Annotated in this window: 4 protein-coding genes; 1 reads left to right on the top strand and 3 read right to left on the bottom strand. The window is 71.5% G+C overall.

All coding sequences use genetic code 11. The features are described 5' to 3' along the window. The first annotated feature begins 22 nt into the window (after positions 1-22). Positions 23-1,141: an alpha/beta hydrolase-fold protein gene (locus ACWD04_RS20310; RefSeq protein WP_451133766.1), complete on the top strand. Its 1,119-nt coding sequence runs from the start codon at positions 23-25 to the stop codon at positions 1,139-1,141. A 3-nt stretch (positions 1,142-1,144) separates the two neighbouring features. On the opposite strand, the gene ACWD04_RS20315 is transcribed toward ACWD04_RS20310, so the two are convergent. The 3 genes from ACWD04_RS20315 to ACWD04_RS20325 are packed head-to-tail and all read right to left on the bottom strand — an operon-like array spanning position 1,145 to position 15,562. Continuing rightward, complete coding sequence (locus ACWD04_RS20315) at positions 1,145-2,845, bottom strand: ABC transporter ATP-binding protein (RefSeq protein ID WP_451133768.1); 1,701 nt, start codon at positions 2,843-2,845, stop codon at positions 1,145-1,147. Continuing rightward, entirely contained in the window at positions 2,832-13,715 is a 10,884-nt protein-coding gene (locus tag ACWD04_RS20320) for an amino acid adenylation domain-containing protein (RefSeq protein ID WP_451133770.1), read from the bottom strand. The genes ACWD04_RS20315 and ACWD04_RS20320 overlap by 14 nt, the downstream gene beginning before the upstream one ends. 59 nt (positions 13,716-13,774) lie before the next feature. Further along, positions 13,775-15,562: an ABC transporter ATP-binding protein gene (locus tag ACWD04_RS20325; RefSeq protein WP_451133772.1), complete on the bottom strand. Its 1,788-nt coding sequence runs from the start codon at positions 15,560-15,562 to the stop codon at positions 13,775-13,777. Positions 15,563-15,600 lie beyond the last annotated feature (38 nt).

Raw genomic sequence — 15,600 nt, forward strand, 5'->3', positions numbered from 1 at the left:
GCGTGACGGAACAGGTGCACACATGACCGGGCCGACGGACGGCGTCGCAGCGCATGATGTGGAGAACGCCTTCGCGGAGTTCGGGCTGCCCGGCATACCTGGCACCGACACGTTCTGGGCGGCGGCGCGGGCTCCCGCGTCCGTACCCGCCGACAGCGGCGGTTGGACGACCTTGTTCCTGTGGCGGGGCTCGTCGGCGAGCATCGGCTTCGAGAGCTGGTCGAAGCCCGTGCCCCTCCGCCGGTGGGGCACAACCGACTGCTGGTACACCGAGGTGCGCATGCCCCCGCGGCTGCGCGTGACCTATCAGTTCCTCGCGGACGACGGGGCGCACGCCGACCCGTTCAACCCGGTGGGTGCCGGCGGTGACCGGTCCGTCGTCGCGACGCCCGATGCCCCGCACCAGCCGCACTGGCCCGTCGTCGGCGCGGACGACGTCCTGCCCGTGCCCCGCACCCGGATCCGCTGGGCGAGTGAGCGGCTCGGCGGACGGCGCACCGTGCGAGTCCACCCTGTGGGCGGCGGCGGTCCGGTGGTCCTGCTGCTCGACGGGGACGACTGGCTGTACCTTCACCCGGCTATGACCGCGTTCGACGCGGCCGTCGCCGCCGGTGCGATGCCCCCGGTCACACTCGTCTTCCTGCCTGCCAAGGACAGGGAGGCCGAGTTCGGGTGCAGGCCCGAGCTGTGGGAGGCGGTCCGGGACGAACTGCCGCCACTGGTGGCGGAATCCGGCGTGACCGCCGACTGGGACCGGATGGTGGTCGCCGGACAGAGCCTCGGCGGACTGAGCGCGATGTACGCGGCGCTGGAATTCCCGGACCTTGTGTCACGCGTCGCCTGCCAGTCACCGTCGTTCTGGTGGGCACCCGAGACCTTGCACCGGGCTGACCCCTTGGGCGGTCCGGTCGGCGGCGCCGTCGCCGCGCGGCTGCGGGGGCGCCCCGATCTGTCCGGGCTACGGATCGCGTTCGACGTGGGGGAACACGAGACGCGGATGCTCCCCCACTGCGAGCTGGCCGAGACGCTGACCGAGCGGGCCGGTGCGACCGTGCGTGTTTCACGGTCGGCCTCGGGTCATGACCGGGCGGGCTGGCGGCACGCGCTGCTCAGGGATGTCGCCTGGGCCCTGGCCCGGTAGTGGTCACCGGGCCACGGCCCTGCAGTAGTCCTCGTCGAAGGCGAGGAGATGCCGGTGTGTGTCGTCGGCCGTGATGACACCGTCGTCCAGGACGAGGACACGGTCGGCGGCGTCCAGCAGGGCGGGGCTGCTGGTGATCACCACGGTGGTGCGGCCCGCGCGGAGCTTCGCGATGTTACGCGCGATGAGCTGTTCGGTGACCGCGTCGACCGCTGTCGTCGGGTCGTGCAGAACCAGGACGTCGGAGTCGGCGGCGAGAGCACGGGCCAGGGACAGCCGTTGGCGCTGCCCCCCGGAGAGGTTCGCGCCGCGGTCGCGGACGCCGTGGTCGAGTCCCTCGGGGTGGAGTGCGACGACGTCGGTCAGGAGCGAGGCCTCGACGGCCTCGGGAACCATCCGGCTGGTGCCCGACGGATCGATGTTGGTCCGGAGGCTGCCGGCGAAGATCTCCCCGTCGTACGGGTTCACCAGCATGTGCCCGCGGAGGGCCTCGACCGACAGGTCGGTGATCGCGCACCCACTGACCCGCACCACGCCCCCGTACGCCTCGGGTGCCACGTTCACGCCCAGGATCGATGCGAGATCGGCCGCCGCGCGTGGCTGGTAGGGGGCGATCGCCACGAACTCGCCGGCGCGCACCCGGAACGTGAGATCGTGCAGGGGCCCGTACCTGACACCGTCGACCTCGAGGTCCCCGCCTGTGGCCGGGAGTTCCTGGCCCGGGGCCGTCAGCGGTGGCGCGGAGAGGACCAGTGCCATCCGCTCGGCCGAAGCGCGCGCCATCATCACGTACTTCGGCATCTCCGAGAACAGTTTGAGCGGTTCCATGATGAACTGCGCCAGGCCCACGGCCATCACGAGCTCCCCGATGGTGATCCGTCCCCCGTACGCCAGCCAGCCCGCCGTCAGGGTCACCGCGGCGGCGAGGACCGCGTTGAGCGCCAGTGCGGTGCCCGCGTAGACACCATTCACCCTGGCGACGGTGACCGCCTGGTGCTTCGCCTCCGTGCTGACCTTCCGGTAGGACAGAAACGCCGCGTGGTTGCCGCCGAAGCCGTGCAGCGGGCGCAGACCGGTGATCAGGTCGGCGACCTTGGCGCCCGCCCGTGCCACCCGGGCCTGCTGTTCCTGGGTGCTGGAACCGATCCGCCTGGACATCACGCTCAGGATCGAAAGGATCGCCACGGTTCCCACGATCACCAGCAGGCCGAGCCGGACATCGGCCAGGCCCAGCGCCACCGACGCGACCACCACCGCGACCAGCGAGCTGACCAGCAGGGGCACCACCTCGACAATGTCGGCGGTCTGGTCGGCGTCCTCGGTGGCGATGGTCAGCACCTCGCCGGACTTCAGGTCGACGTCCCTGGCCACCGGCTGGAGTCCGCAGGCGGCGACCCGTACCCGCCAACGGTGTGCCTCGGTCGTGTTGGCCTTCTGCAGGATGCGCATCCCGAACCGCCACGACAGCGATACGGTCGTGATGATCGCGGCCAGCGCCGCGATCGACAGGCCGAGCGAGCCGAGGCTGCGGTCCCGCAACGTGTGTTCGACGATCAGGCCGAGGGCTATGGGGAAGGCGGTCTCGCCGGCCTGGTAGAGGCCCATGAGGACGGTGCCCCAGGCCACCGCGCCGGCGTTGCGGCGCAGGGCGGTCCGGAGGATGCCGGCCCCCGGCCGGGGCCGCTTCGTGTCAGGAGTTGTCATCAAGATGGCGGGCAATCGCTTCCGGGGTTCGAAGGGTGAGCAGATCACGGATCGTGATCACAGGACCGTACTCCCGGCGGAGCAGCCCGATCAGCCGCACCGCCAGCATGGAATGCCCGCCGAGAGCGACGAAGTCACTGACCGCGCTCACCTCGTCGTCGTCCAGGTCGAGCGCCTCGGCAAAGAACTCGCAGACCACGATCTCCGTCTCGGTCTCCGGGGCACGCTCGACCCCCGTGGTCAGCACGCCGAGCGGTCTGGCCTCCGGCAGCGCCTTGGTGTCGGCCTTCCCGTTCACGGTCAGCGGGATGCTGTCGACCTGGGCGTAATGCGTCGGGCGCAGGAAGTCCGGCAGCCCGGCCCCCACCTCGGCGGCGACCGCCGCCAGGTCGCTGCCGCTCAGCACGAGGTAAGCGGCCAGCCTGTACGCTCCGTCGACCTGCGGGTCGGGCTGGGCGACCGCGGCGGCGAACCGTACCGCCGGATGCACCGTGAACGCGGCCTCGACCTCGCCCGGTTCGACCCGGTGGCCGCGGATCTTGACCTGCTGGTCGGTGCGGCCGAGGTACATCAGATTCCCGTCCGGCCGGCGGACCACGAGATCTCCGGTGCGGTACATGCGCTCACCGGGTTCACCGAACGGGCATGCGACGAAGCGGTGCGCGGTCTGGGCGGACTGTCCGAGATAGCCGCGCGCGATGCCTATGCCCGCGACGTACAGCTCACCGGGAACGCCGTCCGGGAGGGGCCTCAACCACGGATCGAGCACGTGGACGTCGGTGTTGTCGATCGCCACGCCCACCACCGGGTCCTGGCATTCGAAGGTGCCGACCCCGAGGGTGTTGATGGTGTACTCGGTGGGCCCGTACAGGTTGTAGCCGGCCGTCCCCTCGGTCTCCGCGAGCCGTTTCCACAGTCCCGGGGTGACGGCCTCACCGCCGAGCAGCACCAGGGCGGGGCGGCGTGCGGGGTCGTCGAGCAGACCTTCGGCGACCAGCTGCTGCGCGTAGGTCGGGGTCACGTTGATGACGTCGATGCCGTGCTCCGCGCAGTACTCGACCAGCCGGGGTGCGTCGCGGCGCAGTTCCTCGTCGCAGATGTGCACCTCGTGGCCGTCGGCGAGCCACAGCAACTCCTCCCACGACATGTCGAACGCGAACGACACGGTGTGCGCGATCCGGAAGACCCGGTGCCCGTGTTCCGCCAGCACCGGCTCGAAAATCCGGCGCTGATGGTTGATCAGCATGTTGGTGAGCCCGGCGTACTCGGTCACCACACCCTTCGGCTTCCCGGTGGATCCGGAGGTGTAGATCGTGTACGCGGGGTGCCGCAGGCGGTTCGGGGCGTCCGGTGCGAACGTCACGTAGGGCTCGCTCTCGGGCAGGGGCCGGTCGAGTTCGAGCAGGTCGCCGGTCAGCCGTGGCGCGACCGCACTCACCGTGAGGATCACGTCCGGACGTGCCGCGTCGACGATCGCGGCGATCCGCTCGTCCGGGTGGTCCAGCTCCAGCGGCACATACGCGGCGCCGGTCCGCAGCACGGCGAACAGTGCCACGATCGAGTCGAGGGAGCGCGGGATCGCGAGGCCCACGGTCCTCTCCGGGCCGATGCCACGCCGGGCGAGTACGCCCGCCACCGAGCGGCTGCGGTCCCGGAGTTGGGCGAAGGTCAGCGCGGAGCCATGGGCGACGAGGGCGACCCGCTGCGGGTCGCGGTCCGCCGCCCGGTCGAAGCGGTCCACGACCGTGTCCGTGCCGATGTCCTTGCGCCCGGCGGGCTCGGGGTCCGGCGCGAGGCCGGGCAGTGCGCCGACCGGGCCGGTCCGACGGACCAGGTCGTCCAGCACCCGCAGGTAGTCGTCGACGAGCCGGCGGGCCTTCCCGGGGTCGCCGTCGCGATACTCGAGCTTGACCGTCAGCCGGTCGCCGGGGGTGACGACCCAGGTGAACGGGTAGTGCGTGGAATCGTCGGTCTGCACGGCCGTGATGCCGTGCCTGGCGTTCATCTCGGCGAAGGCGTCCATGTCCAGGAAGTTCTGGAGGACGAACAGGTTGTCGAACAGGCTGTCGTGCCCGCCGGCCCGCTGGATCTCGCCGAGCCCAAGGTGCTCGTGCTCCATCGCCTCGACCCTGGCCGCCTGGACTGCTGCCAGGTACGCCCCGACCGTGTCGTCGGGCCGTGCCCGCGTCCACATGGGCACGGTGTTGAGCAGCACACCGACGATGCCGGACAGTCCCTCCCCCTCCCGGCCGGAGACGGTCACACCGAAGACGGCGTCGCTGCGGCCCGTGTGCGCGCCCAGCAGAAGGCCGAACGCGCCGGTCAGCACCGAGTTCAGCGTGACGCCGTGCGTCCTGGCCGCGTCCCTCAGGAGGTCCGACTGTGCGGCGGACAAGGTGTGTACGAGCGCGCGGGGCAGGTCGTCCGGGAAGGAAGGCCGCGGTCCGGCCAGCAGCGTCGGGCCGGTGAGGCCCGCCAGATGGTGCGCCCAGAAACGCTCCGATGCGGCGGCGTCCTTGGCGTCGAGCGTGCGGGCGTAGTCCTCGAAGCTCGGCGTCGCCGGGGCCGCGTCCAGTTCCTCGCCCGCGAGCACGGCCCGATAGGCCTCGAACAGGTCCCGCAGCAGGATCTCGCGGGACCAGCCGTCCCAGAGCAGGAGGTGGTAGCTCAGCAGCAGGCCGTCGCGTCCGCCGGGCAGCCGTACGACGGTCAGCCGGATCAGCGGCGGCTCGCCCGGGTCGAATCCCGTCTCGCGGTCCGCTGCGCGCAGGGCGTCGACGTCCGCGTCCGTCTTTGACCGGACTGTGCGGACATCGACCCGCCGGCCCGCCTTGAGCACCTGGACGGGGTTTCCGTCGTCGTCGGTGGTGAATCCCGCGCCCACCACGGGGTGCCGCGCGATGACGTACGCCATCGCCTCGGACAGCGCACCGGTGTCCAGGCGGCGGTCGAAGGTGAAGTAGCTCTGTGCGACGTAGTGTCCGGCCGAACCCGTCATCTGGGCCTGGAAGAAGAGGCCGCGCTGGAGCGGGGTGACCGGTGCCGTGCGCTCGGCTGTCGTGGAGGCGTCCGCGAGGCGTTCCAGTGCGCGGTGCCAGTGCTCGGTCAGTTCGTCGGGGATGCCGTCGGCGAGGGTGAAGTGCGCGTGCAGGCTGCCGGTGGTCCCGTCGGTCCAGGCGTTCACCTCGACGGCGTACGGACTGCTCTGGTCGCCGCCGCTGATGTGCGGGGCCTCGGACTCGCTCCCCCGGCCGAGGTAGTTGAACAGTACCTGCGGGCGGGCCTTCAGCAGGGGGGCCGTCTGCGGGTTGAGGTATCTGAGCTGCCCGTAGGCAAGGTGCCCGCGCTCGTCGGGCTGGCGCTCGGCGACCTCACGTGCCGCCGCGACAGGGTCGGTGTGGGCGATGAGGCGCACGGGGGCGATGGAGGTGAACCAGCCGACCGTACGGGTGTAGTCGTGGTGTTCCAGAACCGGCACCCGGCCGTGCCGTTCCAGCTCGATCGCGAGATCGGTGGGCGCGGACTGGACCTGGGTGAGCGCCGCGCGCAGCGCGCCGCACAGGAGCTCGGTCAGCCCGATGCCGAGTGCGGCGGGCGCGGTACGGGTCAGCCGGACGCTCACCTCGGGGGCGAGCACGACCGATGCCCCGCGCAGCCTCCCGGCCTCGGGCAGGAGCGGGGGAGCCTGAAGCGTGGTGATCCAGTGCCCGAGGTCGCCGGTCGCCCGGGCGGACCCGGAGCTCAGCGCCTCGGCGTACGCGGCGTAGGACGTGGTCGGCGCCGGCAGCGTCGCCCCGCGCATCGCCGCGGCCAGATCGTCCAGCAGGATCAGCCAGGAGACCGAGTCGACGGCGAGGTGGTGCACGGCGACCACCAGGGTCCGGCTCGCCTCCAGCCACGAGAAGGCGACGACCTCCCCTGCCTCCGGATCGAGGCGCCCGGCGGTTTCGTTCGCAGCGGTCGTCGCGTCGGTCGTGTCCGTCCGGACGACGGTGACCTCGCGGGCGGGCCCGGTACGCAGTGCCCACACCCCGTGCTCGACGTGCAGCCGCAGCCTCAGCACCGGGTGTGCGGCCACGGTCGCGTTCGCGGCGCGCGCGGCATCGGCGAACCCGGTGCCCTCGGCTGCCACCAGCGTCCTGGCCTGGGCGAACCGGGCGAGAGATCCTCCCAGTTCCCGCTGGCGCAGGATGATCGGCGTGGGCGTCAGCGGCCCGTCCTCACGAGGGGCGGGTTCGGCTGCCGGGGCCTGTGGGGCGCGCGTGCCCAGATGACCGGCGAGTGCGCGCGGCGTCCTGAGGAGGAACACGTCCCGTGGCGCGATCGCGAGTCCGAGTGCTCTGGCCCGGTTGATCACCGTGATGGCGACGATGCTGTCGCCACCGGCCATGAAGAAGTCGGTGTCGCCGTCCACGTCGGCGGAGCCCGGCAGCGCCTCGGCGAAGATGCCGACCAGTGCGTCGAGCGCGGAACCGCTCACGGCGGCGACCTGGGTGTCGTCCTGTGCGGCGCGCTCGGTCAGGGCCTTCCGGTCCAGCTTGCCGTTGACCGTCAGGGGCAGGGCGTCGGCCGGGAGCACCCGGCCGGGGACCATGTGGGCGGGCAGTTTCGCGGACAGGAGGGCTGCCAGGTCGCCGGGCACCCTGCCCACGAGATGGGCGACCAGGTGGTCGCCGTCGGCCGCGACCGTGACCGCCACGTCGGCCACGCCGTCGAGCTCCCGGATCGCGGACTCCACCTCGCCCAGCTCGATACGGAAGCCCTTGAGCTGCACCTGGTCGTCGGCGCGGCCGGTGAACTCCAGCTCGCCGTCGAGAGTGCGTCGGGCGAGGTCGCCCGTGTGGTACATGCGGGTGCCGTCGTCCGCGAACGGGTTCGCCACGAACCGGCCGGCGGTGAGCCCCGGCCTGCCGAGGTAGCCGAGCGACACCTGGTCGCCGGCGACGTAGATAGCGCCCACCCGGCCCGGCGGCACCGGCCGGAGCCGGTCGTCGAGCAGATAGGTGACCAGGCCGGGTATCGGCCCGCCGATGGGGCTGACGTCACCGTCGAAGTCCTCGTCGGTGAGCACCCGGTGGGTGACGTGGACGGTGGTCTCGGTGATGCCGTACATGTTGACCAGCTCCGGCGAACGGGTGCCGTGCCGCTCCGCCCAGCCGCGCAGTCGCGCGGGGACCAGCGCTTCGCCTCCGAAGATGATCCGGCGCAGCGCGGTGGCGGGTTCGCCGGAGCTCCGGTCGGCCTCGATGAACCGGTGGAAGGCCGAGGGGGTCTGGTTGAGGACGGTCACTCCGCGTTCGCGGACCAGCCGGTGGAAGTCCACCGGGGAGCGGGTCAACCCGTAGTCCGGCACGATGAGTTCACCGCCGTGCACCAGCGCGCCCCACAGCTCCCAGACCGCGAAGTCGAAGGAATAGGAGTGGAACTGGACCCACACGTCGTGTGGGCCGAACTCCATGTCGGGCCGCGTGTTCGCGAGCAGGGCCACCACGCTGGAGTGCGGGACGACGGCACCCTTGGGCCTGCCGGTCGAGCCGGACGTGTAGATCACGTAGGCGGGATCGTGCCATCCGGGCTCGGACTCCATCGCCGCCGGGGGGAGTTCGTCCTGCCGCGTGGGCTCCTCCCCCATCACGAGTACGCGGGCCGGTACCTGCGTGAACCGGTCCTGCTGCCCGGGATCAACGAGGACGACCTGGGGAGCGGCGTCGGTGAGGATGTACTCCAGGCGTTCGTCCGGGTAGGCGGGATCCAGCGGTACGTAGGCGCCGCCCGCGCTGACGACGGCCAGCAGGGCGACGACCTGCTCCAGGGAGCGCGGCACGGCGACGGCGACGCGTTCGCCCGGCCCGACACCGGCCGCGCGCAGTGTGGCGGCCAGCTCGTCCTTCGCGTCCGCCAGTTCGCCGTACGTCATGGATGTCGTCGCCCCGTCGAGGGCGCAGTAGGTGACGGCGGTGGCCTCGGGGCGACGGTTCGCGGCGGCGTCGAACAGTCCACCCAAGGTCGTGGGGGCGATCCGCTCGGGAAGCCGGGCGCCGTCGGGCGCCAGTTCGTCGACGCGTGCGTCCGGGTGTCTGAGCAGTCCGCTAAGGGTCCGGGTGAACGAGCGGAGGATCGCCTCGGCGCTCGTCTCCTTGAGCAGCTCGCCGTCGTAGATCAGGTTGAACCGCGGGCGGCCGGCGGAGGTGCGCTCCACGACGAGGGTCAGCGGGTAGTGGGGAGCGCCCTCGTTCACCATGCCGGTGACGACCAGCTCGTCGCCGGGCTGCCGCAGGGCCCCCGGGTCGGTCGCTACGTCGAAGACCACCAGGGTGTCGAACAGAACTCCTCCGCCGGCCTGGCGCCCGATCCTCGCCAGCGAGACGTGCTGGTGGGCCAGTACCGCGCTCTGGTGTTCGAGCACCGAGGCGAGGAGGTCGCGGGCCGTGGTGGCACCGGTCCAACGGGCGCGCAGGGGAATGGTGTTGATGAACAGGCCCACCATGTCCTCGATGCCGGGCACGTCCGCGTCGCGGCCGGACACCGTGCAGCCGAACACCACGTCCCTGCCCCGAAGGATGCCGCCCAAAGTCACCGCCCATGCGCTGTGCACAGCCACGCTCAGTGGTACGCCCGCCGACCGGGCCGCCGCGTCGATGTCTCCCTCCGGCTCCTCGGCCTTGTCGGCGAAGCGGTCGGAGGGGGCGTGCCCGTCGGCGACCAGGGAAGGGCCGGGCAGATCGGCGAGCTGATCGCTCCAGACGCGGTCGCTCTCGTCATCGTCGAGCCCGGCGAGCCGGCGCACGTAGTCGGGGAAGCCGCCGCCGAGGGGATACAGGGCCCCCGGGGCGTGGTATTCGGCGAGCAGGGCGCGGAGCATCGGCGGTACCGACCAGCCGTCGGCGATGATGTGGTGCACGGTCTGTACCAGCACGTTCCTGCCGGAGCCCGCGCGGATGAGCGTGTACCGCATCAGCGGACCCGTGGCCAGGCCGAACCCGGCGCGGCGGTCCCGCTCGGCGTGCTCCCGGATCTCGGCGTCGGTGATGCCGGGCCGGTCCAGCGTGATGAAGGGCGCCTCCACCCCGCTCTCCAGCACGGAGACGACCCGGCCGTCAGCGAGAGCCACGAACCTGGCGGCCAGGTTCGGGTACAGCGTGAGCAGCCGGGTCGCCGCCGCTGCCAGCCGGCCGGCGTCCACCTCGCCCTCCAGCGTGAGCAGTTGCTGCTCGACGTAGCTTCCTGACGACTCGTCGTCGAAGACCGAGTGGAAGTACAGGCCTTCCTGCAACGGGGTCAGGGGCAGGATGTCGCGCAGAGCCGGTCCGTCCAGGGCGTCGACGTCGGCCTGTGTGAGCGGCACCTCCCCGAAGTCGCCGGGAGAGTGGCCGCCCTGGTCGAGCGCGGCCAGCCCGGTCAGGGCTTCCCGCAGGTACTCGCCGATGGTCGCGGTGTCGTCGTCGGTGAAGACGCCGTCGGGCCAGGAAATGGTGGTGACCAGCTCGTACTCGCCGTTCGCCGCGGGTTCGGCGATCGCGTTGAACTCCAGGGCACGTGGCAGGCGCATCCTCGGATCGCGCCTCTCACCCAACTGCCCCGTCGTACCGGCGAACTGCCAGTCCTCGGACGGGTCCGAGTCGAAGCGGCCCAGGTAGTTGAACAGCACCTGCGGGGCGGGCGTGTCGAGCCCGGTGTCGGTGAGGTAGCGCAGCACCCCGTAGGGGAGGCCGTTGCCCGGCACCCGCGCGAGGTCGTCCTTGACCGCCTTGAGCGCGGCGGCCAGGTAGGCGGGGGCTGTGGGTCCGGCCGACGCACCCGGGTCCACAACGACCGGGAACAGGGTGGTGAACCAGCCCACGGTCCGCGAAAGGTCCGGCTCGAAGCCGGCGGACTCCGCCACGTAACGCCCTTCTCGGCCGTGCCCCTCGAGTTCGATGTGCGCGAACGTCTGGTCCTGCCCGAGGTCGCGGCGCCACCGGGCGAGGGCGACGGCGAGCGCGGTCAGCAGCACGTCGTTGACGCCCGCGTGGAACTTCGCGGGTATCTCCCCCAGCAGCGCGGCCGTGGCCCCGGGGCCCACCGAGACCGTCCGGGTCCGTTCCCGGGCGACGGTGTCGGCTTCGGACAGCGCGCGCCTGCCCACCAGTGCGTCCGCTCCCGGCAGGGGGCGCTCGAAGGCCGCACGGTCCGACGCGAACGGGGCACCCTCCAGCATCTGGGTCCAGCGTCGGAACGAGGTGCCTACGGGCGGCAGGCCGACCGGTACGCCGGACGTGAACTGCCGCCATGCGGTGGCCAGATCATCCTTCAGGATCCGCCAGGACACGCCGTCGACGACGACGTGATGGACGACCACGACCAGCTGCCGGGCCTCACGGCGCCAAACGGCGCGCAGCATCACACCGTGTTCAGGGTCGAGCGCGTCGGTGGCAAGTGTGACGCAGTCGGCGAGCGGCAGGTCGCTCGCCTGCCACCTTGCGACGGCCTGGTCCGGGTCCGGGATGTCGAAGCTCCAGCGGTCACCACGCACGAGGCGGGCGCGCAGCATGTCGTGCCGCCCGGCCACGGCGGTGAGGATCACGTCGAGGGCGTCGGCGGTCAGGTCCGCCGGGGTGCGCAGCACGACAGACTGCACGAAACCGTCGATCGCGTCTGTCGTCTCGCCGAGCCACTGCACGATGGGCGATCCGACGACGGAACCGGTCGCCACATCGCTGCGTTCCGCGGTGGAGACTTCCTCCCGGCTCACGACCGCCGCCAGCGCACCCACGACGCTGTGGGTGAAGATCTGCCGTGCCGTGACGTGGAGACCCGCTCCACGCAACGCGCTCAGCAGCGAGATCGCCAGAATGCTGTCCCCGCCGAGCCGGAAGAAGTCCTGGTCGACACCGACCTCGTCCAGTCGCAGGACGGTCGCGACCGCCTCGCACACCGCGCGCTCGTTCTCCGTTCCGGGCGGGACGAGCGTGCCCGTCCCGACACGGGGTTCCGGGAGGGCACCCCGGTCGAGCTTGCCGTTGGCGGTGAGCGGGAACTCCTGCAGCACGACGACGTGGGCGGGCACCATGTACTCGACCATGTGCTCGCAGGCCCACGCCTTGACCTCGTCGCCGTGCAGGTTCTCGCTGCCGGCGGCCGGGACGACATACCCCACGAGGTAGGTGCCGCCCGCCGTGTTCTTCTTCGCGACGACGCAGGTGTGCCGTACGGAGGGGTGTTCCGCGAGGCCCACCTCGACGTCCTCGATCTCCAGCCGCATGCCGCGGATCTTGATCTGGTTGTCGGCCCGGCCGAGGAAGTCCAGCGACCCGTCAGGGGCGAACCGTGCGAGGTCACCGGTCCGGTACAGCCGGGACCCGTCCGCCGCAAAGGGGTTCGCGACGAACCGGGACGCAGTCAGGCCGGGCGCGTTGACGTAACCTCGGCCGAGGAGGAAGCCTCCCACGTACAGCTCGCCGCCGACCCCGAACGGAACCGGGCGCAGCTCGTCGTCGAGCACGTACAGCTGGGTGTTGGGGTTGGCCTTGCCGATGGACGTCGACAGGCGTTCCGCCGCGCCGCGGTAGACGACGTGCGAGACGCCGATCGTCGTCTCGGCCGGGCCGTAGCCGTGGTACATGGGGATGTCGAGCCGGGTGCGGAAACGCTCGTACAGGTCGGGGGTCAGCACCTCGCCGCCGCACCACACGTGCCTGAGGCTGTCCAGCCGCCCGGAGTCACCCGACATCTCCAGCAGCACGTCCAGCATGGACGACACGAGGTACGTGAAGGTGACGCGCTGATCGGACAGCACGCGCAGCAGGTGGTGGGGGTCGCGTTCGCCGCCGGGCCGCAGGACCACCAGCCTGCCGCCGCGCACCAGCGGCAGGAAGATCTCGTTGATGGAGATGTCGAAGGCCAACGGCGCCTTGAACAGTGACACGTCGTCGTGGCCGAAGCCCAGGATCTCCTCGGACTGCCACAGCAGGCGCTCGCTGATCGCTTCGTGCCGGATCATGGCGCCCTTCGGCCGGCCGGTCGAACCCGACGTGAAGATCACGTACGCCAGGGCGGCGCCGGGGACGGCGACGACGGTCCCCTCGATGGGGCAGGAGCCGTACCGCCAGGCGCCGAGGCCGACGGCCACAGCCGGTGGTTCGCCCTCCGGGTGCTCGCCCGAGTCGTTGAGCTGGAGCACGACCCCGGCGTCGTCGATGACGACGGCTCGTCGCTCGGCCGGCCACTGCGGGTCCAGCGGCACGAACGCACACCCGGCCTGCAGTACGCCGAGCAGCCCGATCACCAGGTCGGCTGAGCGGCCCAGCGAGACGCCGACGACCTGTTCGGCGGTGAGCCCGCGTTCGATCAGGTGGTGGGCCAACTGGCTCGCACGCACGGCCGCCTCACGGTACGTCAGCGAACGGTGCTCGTCGACGATCGCGACGGCGTCCGGCCTGATCCGTGCCTGCTCGCGGAACATCTCCACGACCGTCGGCCGGACTCGTCCGGCATCGGTGTCGTTCCACCCGGCCAGGGCCTCGATCCTCGCCGCCGCGCCGACCGGGCCGATGGTGCCTAGGGACCGGTCCGGGAAGTCGGCCAGATCGTCCAGCGCGAGCTGCGCGTCGGCCCGTACGACGCCTTCGGGAGTGCGGATGCTCCGGCCGTCGGCACCCACCTCCCAGTCGGCGGGCGCGGAGCCGCCGTTGTCGACCCACCGAAGGACATCGGCGAACAGGGTGCCGGAGGTGAGGTCGACGCCGTCGGGGCTACGGCCCGTCGCCCAGTAGGACAGTCCGATGGCACACGCCTTGGCGACGGTCCGGTCGGAATAGTCACCGGTTCGCCTGCGCAGACCGTCCAGGCTCGTGGGAGAAAGCAGCACGGAGCGATCAGTCGGATACGCCATCGAAGACTCATCTTCCTTCCACCGTAAAAGAGTTGAATCCACCTCAACTCAGGGAATGTCTAACTGCCCTCGCGCCAGGCCAGCCACAGTCGCGCGTACTGTCCGCCCAGAGCCACCAGCTCCTCGTGGGTCCCCTGCTCCACCACGCGTCCCGCGTCGAGCACGGCGATCCGGTCCGCCGCCATCGCCTGGGTCAGCCGGTGCGCCACGAACAGCGTGGTCCGGCCCGCGCAGGCGGCCCGTACGGACCTCTCCAGCTCGGCGGCGCCTTCACTGCCGGCCTCGGCGGTCGACTCGTCGAGCACCACCACCGGTGCCCTATTCAGCACCAGGCGGGCCAGGGCGATCTGGGCGATCTTCGTGACGTCCAGGCGCTCGCCGCCCTCGCCGACCATGGTGTTCAGCCGGTCGGGGAGTGCGTCGACCCAGTGCTCGGCGCCGACGGTGCGCAGTGCGTCCATCAGCTCGGTATCGGTCGACTGCGGCGCGGCCAGCCGCAGGTCGTCGGCGAGCGTCCCGGAGAACACGTACGTCTCCTGCGTCAGGATGCTCACCAGGGCCCGCGCGCCCGCCTCGTCCAGGACTGCGAGGTCGTTCGGCCCGATGCGTACGCTCCCGGCCTGCGGAGTCCCGATGCCGGCGATCAGCGCCGCCAGGGTCGACTTGCCCGCCCCTGTCGCCCCCACCAGGGCGAGCGAACCACCGGCCGGGATCGTCAGGCTGACCTCCCGCAGGACGGGCTGCCCGGCCCCGGGATAGCTGAAGGTCAGTCCCTCCACCGTCACCGGGTACGGCACGGTGTCCGCCGGGGACACGGTGGGGTCGCCCACCAGCCGGTCCTCCGCGGCCTCCCCCAGCACCCCGACGAGCCGGGTGAGGCTCGCACCCGACTTCTGCGCCTCGTCGAAGGTGAACATGATGGCGCCCAGCGGGGTGAACAGCCGGTGGAACATGAGCGGGGCCGCCGCCACCTCGCCGAGGCTCGCGGCGTCGGCCTCCAGCAGGACGTACCCCACCACGAGGATCAGGACCAGCCCGATGAACTCGGCACGGTTCTCCCTGCCGACGAACCGGCCGAAGATCCGGAAGACGTCGATGCCGAGCTCGCGCACGCGCCATGACCTGACGGTGACCTTCTCGCGAAAGGCGTCCTCGAGCCGGTACGCCCGGACGGTGTCTATCCCGTTCAGGCCACTGATCAGAGCCTGCGCACGGTCGGCCTGGGCCGCCCGCTGCCGCTGGTAGAGCGGTGCGGAGCGGGGCAGATACCAGCGCAGGGCGAGACCGTACGCGGGCAGTGCCCCCGCGCCCGCCAGGCCGAGCCGCCAGTCCAGCCCGAACATGCCGACCGTGGCGATGGCGACGAGAACGCCCGCCGAGAACACCGTGGGGATGGCTGTGCGGATACCCCTGGACAGCACGGCAACGTCGTCGCCGACCCGGGACAGCACGTCGCCCCGGCCGACCTGCTCGATCCGCGAGCTCGGCATACCCAGCACCGCCCGGACCGCGGCTTCCCGCAGCCGCGCGAGGAGATCCGCGCCCAGCCGCCCGATCAGATACGTCGACACCGCGGTGGCCCCCGCGCCGAGCAGCGCGGCGGCTCCCATCAGGACCCCGATCGTGACCAGAACCGAGCGCCCGTCTCCCTCGGCCACACCGTCGACCACCCGGCCGAGCAGGAGCACCGGCAGCACCTGGAGCGCCGCTCCGGCCACCGTGGTGAGCACGGTGGCGGCCGTGAGCCACGGGACCTCGCGGCAGCGCGCTGCCACCCATCGGGTGGACTCGCCTCCGGCCGCCGTGCGCAGGACGGCCGGGGCGACGCGTGTGTCGGTGCTGCTCACTCAGGAACCGCGTCCGGCCGGCGACGGACTCGGTCGGC

It is taken from the genome of Streptomyces sp. NPDC002911 (assembly GCF_053591835.1).

Bases quoted from the DNA above. Each gene is read 5' to 3' on its own strand.
- ACWD04_RS20310 (WP_451133766.1), top strand. From the start codon at position 23: ATGACCGGGCCGACGGACGGCGTCGCAGCGCATGATGTGGAGAACGCC.
- ACWD04_RS20315 (WP_451133768.1), bottom strand. From the start codon at position 2,845: ATGACAACTCCTGACACGAAGCGGCCCCGGCCGGGGGCCGGCATCCTC.
- ACWD04_RS20320 (WP_451133770.1), bottom strand. From the start codon at position 13,715: ATGGCGTATCCGACTGATCGCTCCGTGCTGCTTTCTCCCACGAGCCTG.